The organism is Bradyrhizobium sp. USDA 4532 (assembly GCF_024171315.1).
GTDB lineage: Bacteria > Pseudomonadota > Alphaproteobacteria > Rhizobiales > Xanthobacteraceae > Bradyrhizobium > Bradyrhizobium australafricanum.
On record NZ_JALJZN010000001.1, the window covers coordinates 6,667,636 to 6,683,949 of the forward strand.

A 16,314-nucleotide genomic window follows, 5' to 3' on the forward strand; every position below is an offset into this window, starting at 1 on the left:
CGAGCCGGCCGTGAAGCACGTCCGTTGCGGCGATCAATGAATCGCCGCGTACATGATCTTCTCCTCGGTGGCTTCGAGCGCGGAGAATTCCTCGACCACCTTGCCCTGACGCGAGACCAGGATGCGGTCGGACAGCGCCATGATCTCGGGCAGATAGGACGAGATCACCACCACCGCCTTGCCTTCGTCGGCGAGCTGGTTGATCAGCTCGTGGATCTCGACGATGGCGCCGACGTCGACGCCGCGGGTCGGTTCGTCGAAGATGATCAGCTCGGGCTCCTGCACCAGCGATTTGGCGATCACCACCTTCTGCTGGTTGCCGCCTGACAGCTCGACCACCTTGGCCTCGTCGCCGATGGCGCGAACCTTGAGGCGCTGAGTCCAGGTCTTGCCGACCGAATTGGCCTCGCGTAGCGACAACATCATGCGGCCCCCGGGAAACTTCGAAAGCAGGCCGAGATAGATGTTGCGGGCGATCGAGGCGGTTTCGAAGAAGCCCTCGACCTTGCGATCCTCGGTCACATAGGCGATGCCGGCCTTGACCGCCGGCGCCGGAACCCGGTAGCGCACCGGCTTGTCGTGCAGCATGATTTCGCCGCCGTGGAAGAAGTCGCGCTTCAACACGCCGGAGACGATCTTGAAGGTCTCGGTGCGGCCCGCGCCGACCAGGCCGAACACGCCGGTGATCTGCCCGGCGAACACCGACAGCGAATTGTTCTTCACCATCGGCGCCATCTTGAGGTTCTGCACCGCGAGCACGCGCGCACCGGCCGGCCGGACGCTGGTCTTCCGCGCGCCATACAGCGTGTTGGAGAGGTCGCGGCCGACCATCGCCTGCACGATCGCCGCCCGGTCGAACTTCGCGGCGTCGTCGGTGATGACGTGCTTGCCGTCGCGCAGCACGGTGATGCGGTCGGCGAGCAGCAGCGCCTCTTCCAGCGCGTGCGAGATGAAGATGATCGAGACGCCGCGCTTCTTGAGGTCACGGACCAGGTCGAAGAAATATTTCTTCTCTTCCGGCGTCAGCGACGCGGTCGGCTCGTCGAAGATGATGACCTTGGCCTTGTGCAGAACCGCGCGCGCGATCTCCACCATCTGCTTCTTGGCGGCGCCGAGCCCGCTCACGGTGGCGGTCGGCGTCACGTCGAAATTCAGCGATTGCAGGAACTGCTGGGCGGCGATGTAGATGCCGCGCAGCCGGTTGTAGAATTTCTCCTGCCCGAGGAACAGGTTTTGCGCGACCGTCATGGTCGGCACCAGGCTGTTCTCCTGGAACACCATGGCGATGCCGAGATTGCGCGCCTCCAGCGGCGTCCGCGGCGCGACCTCCGCGCCATCGACACTCATGCCGCCGGACGTCAAGGTCACGACGCCGGCCATCACCTTGGTCAGCGTCGACTTGCCGGCGCCATTCTCGCCGACCAGCGCGTGAATCTCACCGCGGCGCAGATCGAAGTCGACGCCCTCGATGGCGGGCACGCCCGCGTAAAGCTTGGTGGCCTTGCGCAGGGACAACACGGTGTCGCTCATGAGCCTGTCTCCTCGGCGAGCCCGGCGAGGGGCAGTTTCAGCACGCGGCCCGGTCCCTTGGCGATCAGCACAAGATCGCCGCCCAGCTCCAGCGCCGCGACGACGCCGTGATTGACGCCGTCGACCCGGCTGTGCAGCGAATACTTTGGCTTGCCGTCCTCGCTCAGCCGGATGACGAGGCCATAGGAGCGCGGCGGCGCCCACGGCTTGATGACGCCCATCGTCTTGATGTGCGCGCCCTGCATCGGCTCCTTGAACGAGAACCCCGAGCGCAGCCGCGGCGCCACCCAATAGGCTGGGTCGATCTCGGCCATCATGCGGCGCCGGTAGGCCGGCTCGCGCAGCACGAACTCGATCAGCTGGGTGCGTGCGGTGAATGCGGTGAGCCAATAGCCGCCGCCCGCGGCCTTCGACAGCCGCGACGGATAGACGGGCAGGTGACCGAGCACGACCTGCGGCGGCCTTCCGTTCGAGACGAGGACGAGGCGATGCCGCCAGCTCTCGCTGACGAGCACGCCGTTGCCCCGCGCGCAGGCGCCGAAGGCGTAGCCGAGCTTCGACGCCAGCAGCTGCACCGATCTGGTCCTGGGGTCGAGCCGGAACACGCGGCCGCTTCGGTTCAGCTCCATCAGGTCGCGCGCCCAATCATCGATGCCGCAGGTCGCCGAGCCGTCGGTTGCGATCAGGGTGCCATCGCCGGCCTGCGTCAGCGCGTTGATCGCGTTGAAGGCGGCGTCGTTGAACGTCACGCTCGGCTCGCCCGACGAGGGGTCGGCGTAGAGCCGCACCTCGCGGCCGCCGAGCGCGACCGCGATGCCGCCGCCGGTGAGCGCGCAGAGCGCCGAAATCGGCTGCTCGAAGCTGCGCAGCTCGGCCGCTCCGCCGCCGTCGAGGCGCAGCAGACGCCGGCCGTCGGCGACATAGAGGTTGCGGCCATCGGTTGCGAGATCCTCGGGCGCCTCGCATTCCAGCAAGGTGGTCGCAGATTCCAGTTTCTGGTTCGGTTTGAGTGCGCCGTCGAACGACGGCACGGTGATGGTGGCCTCGCCACGGCCGAGAAAGCGGTTGGAGAATTCCCTGACGGCCGCGATCACGACAGCTTCCCCCAGCGCTTGTCATACTGCACGAAGTTCGGGTCGGCGTTCTCCAGCTTGTAGCGGCCGATCCGGTTGTTCATGATGCCGCCGAGATAGAGATAACCGCGATGCTCACGCATCGAGGTGATCATCGGATGGTTCTCGCCGTGCAGGTCCCAGAACGATTCGAGGATCTTGCCCTGCTCGTTGAACTTGACCACGCAGCCGGTGTTGATGTTCGGGAACAGCCATTCGTCGACCGGGACGCGCTTGGCCATGCGGCGGCGGAAGCCCGGCATCTTCCAGGCGAGGTCGAGCGAGGGGCTGCGCATGCCGACCAGCGCCAGCCAGTAATTGCCGTCGGAGGCGAGATTGATGTTGTCGGGATAGCCCGGCAGATTGTCCATCACCACCTCGACCTGACCCTTCTTCGGCCCCGCGAACCACAGCCGCTTGATCGAGCAGCCGAAGGTCTCGGCGAACAGGATCGACTGGCCGTCGCTGGCGACGCAGATGCCGTTGGGGAATTTGAGGCCGCGCAGTGCCGTATGCGTGGCGCCGGTCTTGGTGTCGTAGCAGATGATGCGGCCGTTGCCGCGCGCCTCGAGGCCGTCGATCGGCCATTCGTCCATCTCGTAGCGCACGGTGGCTTCCGAGAAGAAGATCAGGCCGTCATCGGTGATGTCGAGGTCGTCGGCCAGCCGCAGGCGGCTGTCGTCGTTCACCGAATGCATGCTGCGGTTGGTTTCGTCGGTCGCCTTTTCCACGGTGCCGTCGGGCGTGATGCGGTAAAGGCCCATGCCGCCGATACAGACATAGAGATTGTCCTGCCGGTCGAACGCCATGCCGAGCGGCTGACCGCCGATATGGGCGAACACCTCCATCCGCTGATAATCGGGCGCATGGAAGCGGATGATGTCGCCATGGCGCGAGCCGGCGTAGAGATTGTTGTTGCGATCGAGGATCACGTCCTCCGGCGCCTCGATGCGGCCGAGGCCGATCAATTCGACGTCGCGCAGCTTGTCGTTCTGCTCGAACGGGCCACCCTGGCCGATCTCGGTGGCCGGAGGCGGCGGCAGCGCATGATAGGTCGGCGCGACATAGACCTTGCTGATGATGCGGGTGCGGTTCTTCTGCCAGCGGATGTCGACCATCGCGGCGACCAGCAGGATGCCCGCCAGCGCCATGCGGTTGATACCGCCCCGTGCATTGAGCGTGGTCAGGCCGTTGGTGATCAGGAGCACGATCAGCACGCCGACCAGCGATTTGGCGACCGAGCCCTTGCCGCCGCCGAGCGTGATGCCGCCGAGCACGGTCGCGGTCAGCACGATCACCTCGAGGCCGACGCCGATGTCGCCGCCGACGGTGCCGAGCCGGGCCGCGAAGAACAGCGCTGCGATGCTGGTCAGCACGCCGCTTGCGACATAGCAGAGCGCGATGGTGCGGCGGACCGGAATGCCGGAATTGTAGGCGGAACGGCGCGAGCCGCCGATCGCGGTGATGTGCCAGCCGGGACGCAGCCGGGTCATGAAGATATGGCCGAAGATGGCGATCGCGATGTAGACGATTGCGACGCTCGGAATGCCGAACACGTCGCCGCCGCCGATGAAATTCCAGGACGGGATGTCGGGGAAGGCCGCGGCGATCGAATTGGAGTAGCGTTGGATCAGCAGATCGAACGCCGAGCGGTAGATGATCAGGGTGATCAGCGTGGTGATGAAGGCGCGCAGCCTTAAGTAGCCGATCAGGACGCCATTGACGGCGCCGAGCAGTGCACCGCAGACGAGGGTGGCGACGACCACCGCGGGCACCGGCCAGTTCAGCACGTCGAGCAGATAGAGCGCGCAGAAATCCGTCAGCGCGAAGATCGAGCCGACCGACAGATCGATGCCGCCGACGATGACGACCAGCGCCATGCCGAGGCCGATAAAGCCGATTTCGCCGGCCTGCCGCGCGGTGTCGGCAAGGCTCGACGGCGACAGGAAGTGATCGATGGAACGGCTGAGCGCGAAGCCGACGATCAAAAGCAGGATCACCGGTATTGCGGTCTCGGTCCAACGCTTGGACAGGATCTCGCCGAGGAGATGATCCGGCCAGTAGCGGTAACGCAGGCTCGTCAGGGTGTCGCGCATCGGCATTCCAGCAAGGCGTTCGATTTGGGAAAATCGACGTCCCGGGTGAGATCGCCCGGGACGTCGAGCGGGAATGGTTCGACTATTTTTTCAGGTCACTGAGATTCCAGCACGCGGTCTGGCTGTCCGCGTTCTCTTTGGTGATCGGAATCAGCGTCGTGTATTCCGACCCCTTGATCGAGCCGGCCTTGGCGCCCGACGACAGCAGCCATTTGATCGTGCCGGCCATCTGCGCGGCCTGGGTGGGCACGTCGTAGCTCATGTTGAGATCGAACGCGCCGGACTTCACCAGCTCGCAGGCGCCCTTGCGCTCGCCGCCGCCAGAGGTCGCGACGAACACCTTGCCGGTCAGGCCGGCTTCCTTCACCGCAGCGGCGGTGCCGATGTCCATGCCGTCCCAGAAGCCGACGATGCCGCAAAGATCAGGATTCTGCTTCAGCACCGTCTGGGTGATCGCCTTGGCCTTCGCGGCATCCCAGTCGGCCGCCTGGCTCGAGACCACCTTGATCTCCGGATGCTTGGCGAGCACGTTCTCGACGCCCTTGAGCGTGTAGGCGCTGGCGGCCGCCGAGAGCGCGCCCTGCACGATTGCGATCTTGTTCGACTTGCCCTGGCAGGCCTTCACCACGGCTTCGGTGTCGCGCTCGCCGATCTCGATCCAGTTGGCGCCGACAAAGGCCGACGAGCGATAGGCCGATCCCATGTTGATCTGGATGACGTAGATGCCTTCGTTCTCGGCGCGCTGCAGCAACTTGGCGTAGGTCTGCACGTCCGGATTGTGGATCACCATCACGGCGGGCTTCTCCGAGATCAGCGAGGTCACTGCCTGCGCGCCGGCATTGGTGTTCCAGTTGGGATCGCGGATCTCGAACTTCACGCCGAAGGGCTCGAGCTCCTTCTTCATGCCGGCGTACCAGCCTTCGGTGAGGTCGAAGTTCATGGCGACCGGAACGTAGGCCACCGTCTTGCCGGCGAGGGCTTCCCTGAACGGCTTCTGGAACGGCTCGTCCAGGCCCTGCTGGGCCAGAGCCGGGGCGGCGATGGCGGCAAGCCCAAGCGCCGCGGCGATCACCTTTGCAGTCCTGACAGCGTATTTCATTGCTTCCTCCTTGGTCGTGATTGAATGTTCTTGTGGCTTGGTTCAGATGTCGCCCTGCTGTGCCGTTTCTTCGTTGCGCGGATTCAGGAATGAATCCGTGATGACGGCGAGCAGCAGGACGACACCCTTGACGAGATTTTGTCCGGCGTAGGAAATGTCCATGATGGTCATGCCGTTCAGCATGGTGCCGATCAGCAGCGTGCCGATGACGACGTTGAGCACGCCGCCGCGGCCGCCCGACAGGCCGATGCCGCCGAGCACGACGACGAGGATGACGTCGTAGATCAGGGTCGAATTGAAGATGCGGGTCGGCATCGAGTTGACCGATGCCGCCATCACGAGGCCCGCGAAGCAGCCGATCAGCGCCGCGACGACGTATTGCAGCACGATGATCGGGCGCGAGGGGATGCCGGTGACGCGGGCGGCGTAGGGATTATCGCCGATCGCGTAGATATAGGCGCCCCAGCGCGTCTGGCGCAGCAGGAACGCGACCACGACGCAGGCGATCGCGAACATCACGATCGAGGTCGGAATGCCGAGGATGGTGCCTTGTCCGAGCCGCTCGAAGCCCTTCATGCCGTCGCTCCACTGCACGACGTCGAGCTGAAACAGCGCGGCCTGCCCAAGGCCGGCGAGCAGCAGGCCGGTCGCCAGCGTCGCAAACAGCGAAGGGACCTCGGCATAGGCGATCAGCCAGCCATTGACCAGGCCGAACGCGATCGTGAGCAGCACGGCCGTCACCAGCGCGGTCGGCAGCGAGTGGCCGTTCTGCACCATCTGCAGCACAAGCCCCGGCGGCACCGCGAGCGCTGCGATCAGGGAGATGTCGATGCCGCGCCCGATCACGACGATCGCCATCGCAAGCCCGAGGATGCCGAGCACCGCGACGTTCTGCAGCAGCGTCAGCATGTTCTCCGGCGTCAGGAAGCCGCGCAGGAAGATCGAGAACGCCAGGAACAGCACGGCAAAGACGGCGAAGACGATCTCCTGTTGATTGAACCGCAAGCGCTTCATTGCCTCGCCCTTCCTTGCGTCTATAGGTGCGCCGTCTGCCTGGATCTGGTGCGGGAGCCGGTCGCGACGCGGCCGGGCCGCGTCCTGGCTGCGACCGCAGCGTCGACGAATGCGCCGACGGTGTTGATGTAGGCCTCGATCGAGGTGCCACGTCTGCGGTACTTGGCGCGCTTGACGTACCAGTCCTGCAGCAGCGGCTTGATCAGCGATGCCGTCAGCGTGACCTGGTCGATCGTGAAGACGCCGCTGGCGACGCCCTGCTTGAGGACGCCGGCGATGATCTTCTCGGTCATCACCTCCATCTCGATGGCGCGCTGGCGCTCCGCCGGCGGAAACGACTTCGCTTCCATGAAGCAGAACACGAACCAGGGCTGCATCGCCTCGCTCATCCGGACATGGGTCGCGATGATCCAGTGCAGATGCTTGCGCGCATCCTGCTTCACGTCCGCGGGCGGCGAGTTGAGGACCTCCGCCACCGTCTCGGCGACCTCGCCGAGGATCATCGACAGCAGCGTCGGCTTGCTGTCGAAATACGTATAAAGGCCGCCCATGCTGAGGCCCGAGGCCTCCGCGAGCTGGCGCAGCGTGGTGGCGTGAAAGCCGTGCTTGTTGGAAAGCGTGAGCGTGGCGCCGATGATGCGCGTGAGATTCGGAACGGCGAGATGGGTTTTCTGGACCCGGATGGAATCCCGATGACGTTCGAGGATGCGCGCGCAAAGCACGTCCATCGCGAACGCATTCGCCGTCCCCGGTCGCTGACGCGCGAGACCCACGTTGCCTCCCTGGCTATGCTCCGGGACCATTTCATTTTGTTGCTGGTCCGAGCCGGGCTTTACGCCCTTGTCTAATTCCTAGCCCACGAAACGGCGCCCGGAAAAGGGGGATGATGAAATTTTCTGAGAGAGCGCTCGCTCGTTTTTTGGGTCCGCGGCCGTGTTGCCGGCCTGGGCGCGTCGTCGTTCTGGCCATCGTCGGGAACTTTTCGCGCTGAAAGCACAGCACAAATTCCAGGTAGTCTGGTCGACCAGCACGCCGGTTAGACGGGCGTCACATTCCGATGATGGGCGTGTGGGAAGCTCAAGAGCGCAACGGCTTGCTGATTCGATGCGAAAATCTGACGTGACGTGCCCCCATTGCCAGGCCGGCTATCGCCGGATCGAATTGACGTCGAAGGGCGGCGTCGCGGGTGAGTTTCGCTGTCTGGTGTGCGACCACATCATCGAGCTGATGGATGGTTCGACCGATGTCGCCTTTCGGCTGACCGTGCGGCCGGGCAAGACGTCCTACGCCTACTAGCGTTTTCAGTTCGGGTGAAAGGACACGCGTCCGAAACAGGGTAGCAGCGCCGGTCGGTGGCGCCACGCTCAACGCTGCTGCGGCAGGTTGACCTCGCTCCTTCGCGCCTCCTGGCTGCGGCGCTCGGCTTCGCCGCCCGATCGGGACAGCATGCCGATCGCCACGATCGCTGCGGCAAAGCCGGCGGCGGCGCCGACGCCGAGGGCCCAGCGCGGGCCGAGGTGATCGGCGACCCAGCCGACGATCGGCGCGCCGATCGGCGTGCCGCCGAGCGCAACGCCGAGCCGCAGCGCCATCACCCGTCCGCGCATCGCCGGCTCGGTCGAGAGCTGCATCAGCGCGTTCGAGGTGCTGGTGACGGTCAGCGCGGCGACGCCGATCACGACCAGCGCCGCGGCAAACAGCCAATAGCTCGGCGCCAATGCGGCGAGCGTGCAGCCCAGCCCGAAGATCGCGGCACCCAGCATCAGCGAGCCGAAGCGCGGCTCCTCGCGGCTCGCTGCCAGCAGCGCGCCCGACATCGTTCCGAGCGCCATTATCGACGACAGCAGGCCGAAGCCGCGCGCATCGGTGTGGAAAACGCCAACCGCCATGGTGGAAATGAAGATCGGAAAGTTCAGTCCGAAGGTCCCGATCAGAAACAGCATGATCAGCGTCGCCCTGAGATCGGGCCGCGACCAGACATAGTGGAAGCCCTGCATCACGCTGCCCTTGGTGCGATGGGCGCGCGCGTTCGGGCGCAGCTCGGAGGTGCGCAGCAGGGTCAGCGAGGTCAGCACCGCCAGGAACGATGCGCCGTTGAACAGGAATGCCCAGCCGGTGCCGACGGAGGCGATAATCAGGCCGGCGACGGCGGGGCCGATCATGCGCGCGGCGTTGAACGAGGTCGAGTTCAGCGCGATCGCATTCGACAGATTGGTATCGCTGACCAGTTCGGCGACGAAGGTCTGTCGCACCGGGGCATCGAGCGCCGCCGCGCAGCCGAACAGGAACGCGAAGGTGTAGACGTGCCAGAGCTGCACCAGCCCGGTGACGGTGAGAATGCCGAGGATGAGTGCGAGCGCGCCCATCGTCGCCTGGGTCGCCATCAGCAGTTTGCGCTGGTTGAAGTGATCGGCGGCAAAGCCGGTCCACGGCATCAATAATAGTTGTGGCCCGAATTGCAGCGCCATCACGATGCCGACGGCGGACGCGCTGTGATTTGTCAGCTGGGTGAGAACCAGCCAGTCCTGCGCCGCGCGCTGCATCCAGGTGCCGACGTTGGATACCAGCGCGCCGGCCGCCCAGACCCGGTAGTTGAAGCTCGCGAGCGATCGAAAGACGCGTCTCATGTTCTCTGAGGTTCATTCCCGCCGTGAAACCGCCCGAACCGCCGCGCCAGGAACAGGCCGATCAGAAGACCGCCGAGACCGAGCGCTGCGACGTCGCTGGTGGTTCGCAAGCCGAAGTCGCCGACGCGGCAGACCAGGAGATATCCGACCGCGAGGTTGAAGAAGCCCCACACGATGTTGACGGTCGATGAGGACAGGCCTTCGCCGGGCGGTTTGGCGAACGGGCTCTGGAACGCTTCGCCCATCATGCCGGCGACGACGTGGGGGATCGCATTGGTGAGAAAGGCGCCGCCGAAGAAATAGGCGACGAGATCAAGCCAGTTCATGCGCGTTGGTCCTTTCAACGAGATCGATGATCGCCTGCGTCGAGCCGGTTTCGCCAAGCCGCGGGAACACGTGCTCGATGCTGTATTCATGTGCGTGCGACCGCGCATCGGTCATGGCGTCGATTGCGAGCGTGACGTTGAAGCCCGCCTCATAGGCCTGTCTCGCCGTCGATTCGACGCCGCCCGCGGTGGCGACGCCGGCGATCACGACTTGCGTGACGCCACGCGCTCTCAGCAGGCTTTCGAGGTCGGTGCTGGCAAATGCGCCTCGCGTTCGCTTGGTCACAACGATGTCGCCGGGCTGTCGGTCGAGCTCCGGAATGAGATCGGTCCATCCGTCGGGAAGCGGGCCGCCAAATGGATTTCCAATGGGATTTCCAATTGGATTTCCATGGCGCGGCGCCTGCTCGGTTCGTCCCGGCGAGCTGCCGTCGACATTGACCAGCGCGACCGGCAGACCGTGCCGCCGGAACGCAGCGCCAAGCGCGGCGGCGCGAGCCACGATGTCGCCGATCGGATGGGCGAAGGGCCAGCCCATGAGGCCGCTTTGCAGATCGATGACGATCAATGCGGTGATCGGATCGAGCGTGGTCAGGGCCATAGTCGTTACCTTTCTCGCAAGCTGTCGCAGCGCAGCCGGCCTCAATCCTCGACCAGCCGCTTCAGCAAGCCGACGGCGGCGGCGAGTTCGTCCTGCTCCCGCGCCGACAGCCGCGCGGCGATGGTGCGCGACAGCCAGTCCTGCCGTGCGGCGCGGCCGGTGCGAAGCCGCTCGCGGCAGCTATCGGTGAGCGACATGATGGTCTGCCGGCCGTCGTCCGGATCCGGCGCGCCGCGGACCAGGCCCGCAGCCTCGAGCGCCGATATCGCCGAGCTCATCGATTGCGGACGCATACCCTCCGATCGCGCGAGGCTGGACACGGTCGCGGGGCCATCCTTTTCGAGGCGAAGCAGCACCGCGACCTGGGAAGGCGGGAGGTCCTCGCGTTGACCCTGCTCGCGAAGCCGCCGCTTCAGCCTTCCAATCAACAGGCGAAGATCTTCGGCCAGCGCGGATGTGCGCGCCGAGCCGGGGCGGGCCGGTCCATTGCTCATGCCGGATCGGATAGCATATATGAAGGTAAACTGTAAAGATTATCTTCGCAGTTTATCTGCATACGTGTCCTGCTGTAGCCAGCCGGCTGGTCTGACGCTGCTCGCGGCCGGAATCGGCGCGGCACGCGAGAGCGTCCGCGCACATGTGACGTCGGCCAAGCTTCAACGGAGAAATGCTGGACGGTGAGGGCTTCGAGCGCCTCAGCGTAATGGCGCGCGCTTACTCGGGCGCAGGGTCGCTGCTTGCCGCGGCCTCGTACATCTCGCGCGCGCGCCTGGTCACGGCCGCATAGCGCGCCGTCGCGCTGAGGCTCATCAGGCCGGCGCGCACCAGTCCGAGAATGGCGCGTCGGGAGTGGAACGGCCCCGTCTTGCTCGCGGCATATCCGCGCGGATAGAGCTGCAGGCGGCCGGCGAGCGCTTCCTGCAATGCCATCTTCTGGGTTGCGCTCAGGCGCCGGCGCCGCGCGGGCTTGCTTGCTTCCGCCAGCATGCGCAGCTCGATGCCCGACGGTTTCCGTGGTGCGCCCTTCATTGTCAGCTCACATTCCGGCCGACTGGCGCGACCTTTCGCGAGGCCCGGCGCCCGGCCGGCATCGCCATGGACGCCGGCATGTGGCACATCATGGCTTGCGCTGTTGCTCATTCGTGAGACAGAACCGCATTTCGAGCAGCCGCGGCATCTGACGAAGGTCAGGACCGGTTGTGACGAAAGTCATATTCGTTTGCGACCGCTGCCGGCTTACGCCAGAGTGGGCTGCTCGCTGAGCTGATGGGCAACGCATGATCGATCTGAGCGCGGATTTGCTTGCGGCCGCAGAAGCCGACGTCATCGGTCTCGCCGTCATCGGCGCCGATCGAAGCATGCAGCGGAAGATCGGCCGGCTGGTCGAGTGGCTTCCGGCAACCGGCGTCGATTGCTGCGAGTGTGTGTTGCTGGTCGGCATGGAAGCCGAGTTGGCGGCGCTTGCCGGAGGCCAGCGGGACATGATCGCGCTGGCCGGTGTGCGTGGCGCGTCGCCTGACATCACGCAACCGATGACGGCGGTCGTGCTGTGGAACGGCGCGCAGTCGCATTACTTCGTCATCGCCATGCCGGATTTTGCCGGCCGTCAGGTCGAAACGCTGCTCGGCAGCGAGCGTCGCGCCCGGCGCCTGATGGAGCAGCAGCTCGAGGCGGCGAGCGCGGAGGTGCGCTTTGCCTCGCTGGCGCGGACGCGGTTGCGGCTGGCCCGCGATCTGCACGATACGCTGGTGCACTCGATCGTGGCGCTGCTGACCCAGATCCGGCTGATCCGGCATTATTTGTCGGCCGATCCCGCCCGTGTGGCGGACAGCCTCGCGACCGCTGAAGATGCGGCCGCGAGCGGCCTGAACCGCGCCCGCGAAGCCATCGATCGCCTGCGCACGCCCGACGATCTGAAGCTTGATCCCGACGTCGAGGGGCTGCTCAGCGACTTCGCCGCGCGCAGCGGTGTCAGGGTGTCGATCCAGATCGACGAAGCGGCGCGCCCCGGCTTGCGCGATTGCGGCTTGACGGTTCAGCGCATCCTCAGCGAGGCACTGCGCAATGTTCAGACGCATGCGCAGGCGCGCCGCGTCTCCTTTCACGCCTTCGACGAACCGGCCGCGGTCGGCCGCAAGCTGATTGTCGAGATCCGCGATGACGGCCGCGGCTTCGATCTCGCGGTCCCGACGCCAGGACATTTCGGATTGATTGGCATGGCCGAATTTGCTGAACTTGTCGGCGGCAGCTGCGCGGTGGAGAGCGCGCCCGGGCAGGGAACGCTGGTCCGGATCTCGCTCCCCGTGGCGGTGCCGCCGGCGGCGTCTGCCGGCGTGCTGGCCGATTGAATTCGTTGCCGCGCATGCAACGCGTTTTCGAGAGGATGACGGAAAGCCCGTGAGCAGAATTGAGAAGATACGGGTGCTGATCGCCGAGGATCAGACGCTGATCAGGGAAGGTATCGCCACGCTGCTCGCCCAGCAGAACGACGATTTCGAGATCCTTCCCGGCGCGGCCGACGGCGAGCAGGCCATCGAATTCGCGCGGCGCTATCGGCCGGATGTCATCCTGATGGATCTGCAGATGCCGCGGGTCGACGGCATCGCCGCGACCCAGCGGATTCTCCGCGAATTGCCGCAGACCCATATCGTGGTGCTGACGACGTTCGAGACCAACGACCTGATCTTCGAGGCGGTGAGCGCAGGCGCCAAGGCTTATCTCTTGAAGGACGCCAGGATGGAGGAGATCGCCTCGACCATCCGCGCGGTCATCAACGGCCAGTCCGGGCTTTCGCCCGGCGTCGCCGCGCGCATCCTCGATGAGTTCAAGCGGCTGCGCGGCCCGCGCGTCTCGGCGAAGCTGCCGGTTCGCGATGGGCTGACGGCGCGGGAGAATGAAATTCTTACGCTGATCGTCGAGGGCAAGAGCAACACCGAGATCGGCGAGCAGCTGCATTTGGCCGAAGGAACCGTGAAGAACTATGTCAGCACGATTCTGGAGAAATGCCAGGTCAAGAACCGTACAGAACTCGCAATAAAGGCAATAACTTACTAGAAATAATTGGCCGTGATCGCACAACCACGCGGTTGATCCGGCTGAGATTGCTCGCCTTTCTCTGGGCCGCGCCCGCAAAATTGGCTATAGGTTTGTTTCGGATTTGCTTTTTGACACCGCAGGTCCGGATTGCACGGCTATGAGTAAGCGGGAAATGACCATGAAGGGTATCGAGCGCCAGACCAAAGGTACGGACGGACCGGCGGACGCTGCGGCGGCCGGCAACGGCGTGGATCCGGCGGCGCATGGCATGGCGGCGATCGATCAGGTTCGCGACCTGCTGTTCGGCGGCGCGCAACGTTCGCTCGAGACCAACCTCTCGGGTCTGCGCGAGGAGATGCAGGCATCGCTCAAGCAGATGCAGGCGGACTTCACTAACGAGCTCACCGCGCTTTCGGCGCGGCTCTCCGACCTCGAGCGGGATACCGAGCAGAAGCGGCTCGACTCGCTGAAGGATGTCGGCGCGGCGATCACCCAGCTCGGCTCGGTCATCAGCGGATTGGGATCCGGCCGCACGGGCAAATAGCATGGCAGCTGCTGCCGGCCAGAACCGCGAGATCGAGCAGCTCAAGACATTGCTGTTTCAGCCCGAGGCGACGCGCCTGACGTCGCTGGAGGCCGACCTCGACTCGCTGCAGCGCTATGTCGGCAACGCCGACCGCCTGGAGACGGCAACCGCGGGCATCCTGGTCGAGGCGCTGGAGCGCGCCGAGGTCAACCGGCCGCGCGAGCTCGCCAGCGCGATTGCGCCGGTCGTGGTCTCGGCGATCCGCAGCGAGATCAAGAACTCGCGCGAGCAGATGATCGAGGCGCTCTATCCGATCGTCGGCCGGCTGGTCAGCGCCGCGGTGGCGAATTCGTTCAGGGAGCTGGTTGCCTCGCTCGAGCAGCGCATCAATGCGTTGACCTCGGCGCAATTGTGGGTCGGCCGCGTCAAATCGCTGGTGACGGGACGCCCGATCAGCGAATTCGTGCTCGCCGATCAGCCGCCGCAGATCAACCGGCTCCTGATCATCGAACGCGGCAATGGCCGCCTGATCGCGGACTGGAAGCGCGATGCGACCGCCGACGAACGCGCCGACCTGCTCAGCGCGATGGTCGCGGCGATCCTGGAATTCTCGGTGCAGGCGCTCGCCGGCGAAGGCAATCTGCAGACGCTCGATTTCGGCGGACGACAGCTCGCGCTGCGCGCCTCGCCCCGCTTCATTCTGGCGGCGGAGTGCCTGGGACCGTTGCGGCCAGCCGACAATGCCAGGATCAACTCGCTGTTCTTCGATGCGATCGAGCGCATCGACCGCGGCGCGGATTGCGACGGGCCGATGCTGGCGTCGCTGGCAGCCGCGATCGAGACCGACGATACGCCACGGCGGATCGCGAGCCGGCGCGGCAAGGTGATCCTGTTCGCCTTGCTCGCGGCCGTGGCCGCGCTGCTGCTCTGGCTTGCCGCGACATCGGTGACGCGCGGCCTGTTGGAGCGGCGGACCCAGGCGGCGCTGGAACAGCTCGCCGCAAAGCAGCCGTTGCTGGCCTCGTTCCCGCTGCGGCTCGACTTCGATCACGGCAGCCGAAGCGTGGCCGTTTCAGGCATCGAGCCGAGCCAGCTGGAAACCGCGCCGTTGATCGATGCGCTCGCTGCGGCCGCGGCACCGTACAAGATCGTCAACCACATCGGTCTGGTGTCCGCACCCGAGCAAATCGCGGCATCGCAGGCCGGCATCGCGGGCCTGCAGCAGAGCCTGACGCGCCTGCAGGCGAGCCTCGACCAGATGCGCGAGGCGATCGGTGCGCAGGCGAAGTCGGGCGACCAGAAATATGTCGCCCTGACCGAGCAATATGACAGGCTCGGCGAGCAGTATGCCAAATTGGCCGAGCAATATTCGAAGCTGCAAGCCGTCGCCGACGGTCCGGCGGCGCGGCTCGACCGCTTCATCGCCACCACCGCGATCTTCTTCGCGAACAATTCAGACGAAGTCCTCGACAACGACCAGGCCGAGCAGCAGCTGCGCGAACTCGCCGGACTAATGGCGAACAACGATCTCAGGCTGCGCATCGTCGGCTATGCCGATCAGAGCGGCACGGAAGGCACCAACCGGACGCTGGCGCGCAAGCGGGCCGAGCAGGTCCAGCGCAGGCTGACCGCGCTCGGGGTCGATTCGTCGCGGCTGATTTTGGTTTCGCGCGCGGCGACGATGCCGATCACCGACCGGGTCGACTCCACCGTCGGCGGTAATCGCCGCGTGGCGTTCGAGACGGTCTATCGAGGCGAAGTGGCCCGCTGATGCTCACCGCGAAAGTCATGCTGCTCGGCGATATGGGGGTCGGCAAGACGTCGATCCTCTATCGGCTGATCTACAACCGGTTCGAGGGCCAGTACAAATCGACGCTGGGCGTCGAGATCCTGAGCCACGACGTGGCGCCGGCGGGTGGCAGCGATCCGACGCGCCTCGTGCTGTGGGACACCGACGGCGATTTCGGCACGCAGATCTTCGACACCGTCTACGTCACCGGCGCGTCCGCCGCCATCATCGTGTCCGACGTCACGCGGCCGCAGACGGTGACCCGCATGGTGGAACTGGTCCGCGGCTTCGAGGAGCGCTTCCCCGGCCGGCCCTACCGGGCGCTGCTGAACAAGATCGATCTGCCGGAAGCCGCGGGCAGCGCGGGCGCGATTGCCGGGCTTGCGAAGTCGAGCGTCAAATCGGTCAGCGCCAAGACCGGCGTCGGCATCGCCGAGAGCTTTGTCGAACTCGCCCAGACCATCCGCCGCCGCCAGCTCTAGTAGCGACAACGCGCACACGTCTGTGTCAGCCGCCCCGACTTCTCGGGGCTGGCGAATCGGGCCGGGACGGCTGACT

17 protein-coding genes are annotated in these 16,314 nt (G+C 65.4%); 6 read left to right on the plus strand and 11 right to left on the minus strand.

What is annotated here, in order from left to right; genetic code table 11:
- Positions 1-33: 33 nt before the first annotated feature.
- The 6 genes from J2R76_RS30655 to J2R76_RS30680 all read right to left on the minus strand — a co-directional run bounded on the left by J2R76_RS30655 (position 34) and on the right by J2R76_RS30680 (position 7,579).
- Positions 34-1,530, minus strand: a complete 1,497-nt coding sequence (locus J2R76_RS30655) for a sugar ABC transporter ATP-binding protein (protein WP_076834928.1) — start codon at positions 1,528-1,530, stop codon at positions 34-36.
- Positions 1,527-2,624, minus strand: a complete 1,098-nt coding sequence (locus tag J2R76_RS30660; RefSeq protein ID WP_076834929.1) for a hypothetical protein — start codon at positions 2,622-2,624, stop codon at positions 1,527-1,529. The genes J2R76_RS30655 and J2R76_RS30660 overlap by 4 nt, the downstream gene beginning before the upstream one ends.
- A complete protein-coding gene (locus J2R76_RS30665; protein WP_076834930.1) occupies positions 2,621-4,744 on the minus strand; it encodes an SMP-30/gluconolactonase/LRE family protein in 2,124 nt (707 codons plus the stop codon). The genes J2R76_RS30660 and J2R76_RS30665 overlap by 4 nt, the downstream gene beginning before the upstream one ends.
- Before the next feature lie 76 nt (positions 4,745-4,820).
- Positions 4,821-5,837, minus strand: coding sequence for a sugar ABC transporter substrate-binding protein (locus J2R76_RS30670; protein WP_028340412.1), 1,017 nt, complete (start codon positions 5,835-5,837; stop codon positions 4,821-4,823).
- 42 nt (positions 5,838-5,879) lie between these two features.
- Complete coding sequence (locus J2R76_RS30675; protein WP_076834931.1) at positions 5,880-6,851, minus strand: ABC transporter permease; 972 nt, start codon at positions 6,849-6,851, stop codon at positions 5,880-5,882.
- A gap of 20 nt (positions 6,852-6,871) precedes the next feature.
- Positions 6,872-7,579 (minus strand): TetR/AcrR family transcriptional regulator, encoded by a 708-nt coding sequence (locus J2R76_RS30680; protein ID WP_076834932.1) that lies wholly within the window; start codon positions 7,577-7,579, stop codon positions 6,872-6,874.
- Positions 7,580-7,970: 391 nt separating this feature from the next.
- Here J2R76_RS30680 and J2R76_RS30685 point away from each other — a divergent pair, with 391 nt between their 5' ends.
- Positions 7,971-8,147, plus strand: a complete 177-nt coding sequence (locus tag J2R76_RS30685; RefSeq protein WP_307720421.1) for an MJ0042-type zinc finger domain-containing protein — start codon at positions 7,971-7,973, stop codon at positions 8,145-8,147.
- Positions 8,148-8,215: 68 nt separating this feature from the next.
- Here the strand turns inward: J2R76_RS30685 and J2R76_RS30690 are convergent, their stop codons facing one another.
- The 5 genes from J2R76_RS30690 to J2R76_RS30710 all read right to left on the minus strand — a co-directional run bounded on the left by J2R76_RS30690 (position 8,216) and on the right by J2R76_RS30710 (position 11,434).
- Positions 8,216-9,478: an MFS transporter gene (locus J2R76_RS30690; protein ID WP_076834933.1), complete on the minus strand. Its 1,263-nt coding sequence runs from the start codon at positions 9,476-9,478 to the stop codon at positions 8,216-8,218.
- Positions 9,475-9,804, minus strand: a complete 330-nt coding sequence (locus J2R76_RS30695; protein WP_016848133.1) for a hypothetical protein — start codon at positions 9,802-9,804, stop codon at positions 9,475-9,477. The genes J2R76_RS30690 and J2R76_RS30695 overlap by 4 nt, the downstream gene beginning before the upstream one ends.
- Complete coding sequence (locus tag J2R76_RS30700) at positions 9,791-10,405, minus strand: isochorismatase family protein (RefSeq protein WP_076834934.1); 615 nt, start codon at positions 10,403-10,405, stop codon at positions 9,791-9,793. Before J2R76_RS30700 ends, J2R76_RS30695 begins: the two co-directional genes overlap by 14 nt.
- Positions 10,406-10,446: 41 nt before the next feature.
- Positions 10,447-10,899 carry a MarR family winged helix-turn-helix transcriptional regulator gene (locus J2R76_RS30705; protein WP_076834935.1) on the minus strand — a complete coding sequence of 151 codons (453 nt, stop codon included), beginning with the start codon at positions 10,897-10,899 and terminating at the stop codon, positions 10,447-10,449.
- Between the two features lie 220 nt (positions 10,900-11,119).
- Positions 11,120-11,434, minus strand: coding sequence for a hypothetical protein (locus J2R76_RS30710; RefSeq protein WP_244559031.1), 315 nt, complete (start codon positions 11,432-11,434; stop codon positions 11,120-11,122).
- Between the two features lie 248 nt (positions 11,435-11,682).
- On the opposite strand from J2R76_RS30710, the gene J2R76_RS30715 reads away from it, so the two are divergent.
- The 5 genes from J2R76_RS30715 (at position 11,683) to J2R76_RS30735 (ending at position 16,238) form a co-directional block, all read left to right on the plus strand.
- Positions 11,683-12,753 (plus strand): histidine kinase, encoded by a 1,071-nt coding sequence (locus J2R76_RS30715; RefSeq protein WP_076834937.1) that lies wholly within the window; start codon positions 11,683-11,685, stop codon positions 12,751-12,753.
- Positions 12,754-12,802: 49 nt separating this feature from the next.
- Positions 12,803-13,459, plus strand: coding sequence for a response regulator transcription factor (locus J2R76_RS30720; protein WP_028335911.1), 657 nt, complete (start codon positions 12,803-12,805; stop codon positions 13,457-13,459).
- 139 nt (positions 13,460-13,598) lie between these two features.
- Complete coding sequence (locus J2R76_RS30725; RefSeq protein ID WP_229161741.1) at positions 13,599-13,985, plus strand: hypothetical protein; 387 nt, start codon at positions 13,599-13,601, stop codon at positions 13,983-13,985.
- Between the two features lies 1 nt (position 13,986).
- Complete coding sequence (locus tag J2R76_RS30730) at positions 13,987-15,738, plus strand: OmpA family protein (RefSeq protein WP_057018934.1); 1,752 nt, start codon at positions 13,987-13,989, stop codon at positions 15,736-15,738.
- On the plus strand, positions 15,738-16,238 hold the full coding sequence (locus J2R76_RS30735; RefSeq protein WP_076834938.1) for a GTP-binding protein: 501 nt from the start codon (positions 15,738-15,740) through the stop codon (positions 16,236-16,238). Before J2R76_RS30730 ends, J2R76_RS30735 begins: the two co-directional genes overlap by 1 nt.
- Positions 16,239-16,314: the final 76 nt, after the last annotated feature.

Coding starts and splice junctions, on each gene's coding strand:
- J2R76_RS30655 (WP_076834928.1), bottom strand. CDS start 1,530: ATGAGCGACACCGTGTTGTCCCTGCGCAAGGCCACCAAGCTTTACGCG.
- J2R76_RS30665 (WP_076834930.1), bottom strand. CDS start 4,744: ATGCCGATGCGCGACACCCTGACGAGCCTGCGTTACCGCTACTGGCCG.
- J2R76_RS30670 (WP_028340412.1), bottom strand. CDS start 5,837: ATGAAATACGCTGTCAGGACTGCAAAGGTGATCGCCGCGGCGCTTGGG.
- J2R76_RS30675 (WP_076834931.1), bottom strand. CDS start 6,851: ATGAAGCGCTTGCGGTTCAATCAACAGGAGATCGTCTTCGCCGTCTTT.
- J2R76_RS30680 (WP_076834932.1), bottom strand. CDS start 7,579: ATGGACGTGCTTTGCGCGCGCATCCTCGAACGTCATCGGGATTCCATC.
- J2R76_RS30690 (WP_076834933.1), bottom strand. CDS start 9,478: ATGAGACGCGTCTTTCGATCGCTCGCGAGCTTCAACTACCGGGTCTGG.
- J2R76_RS30695 (WP_016848133.1), bottom strand. CDS start 9,804: ATGAACTGGCTTGATCTCGTCGCCTATTTCTTCGGCGGCGCCTTTCTC.
- J2R76_RS30700 (WP_076834934.1), bottom strand. CDS start 10,405: ATGGCCCTGACCACGCTCGATCCGATCACCGCATTGATCGTCATCGAT.
- J2R76_RS30705 (WP_076834935.1), bottom strand. CDS start 10,899: ATGAGCAATGGACCGGCCCGCCCCGGCTCGGCGCGCACATCCGCGCTG.
- J2R76_RS30710 (WP_244559031.1), bottom strand. CDS start 11,434: ATGAAGGGCGCACCACGGAAACCGTCGGGCATCGAGCTGCGCATGCTG.
- J2R76_RS30715 (WP_076834937.1), top strand. CDS start 11,683: ATGATCGATCTGAGCGCGGATTTGCTTGCGGCCGCAGAAGCCGACGTC.
- J2R76_RS30725 (WP_229161741.1), top strand. CDS start 13,599: ATGAGTAAGCGGGAAATGACCATGAAGGGTATCGAGCGCCAGACCAAA.
- J2R76_RS30730 (WP_057018934.1), top strand. CDS start 13,987: ATGGCAGCTGCTGCCGGCCAGAACCGCGAGATCGAGCAGCTCAAGACA.
- J2R76_RS30735 (WP_076834938.1), top strand. CDS start 15,738: ATGCTCACCGCGAAAGTCATGCTGCTCGGCGATATGGGGGTCGGCAAG.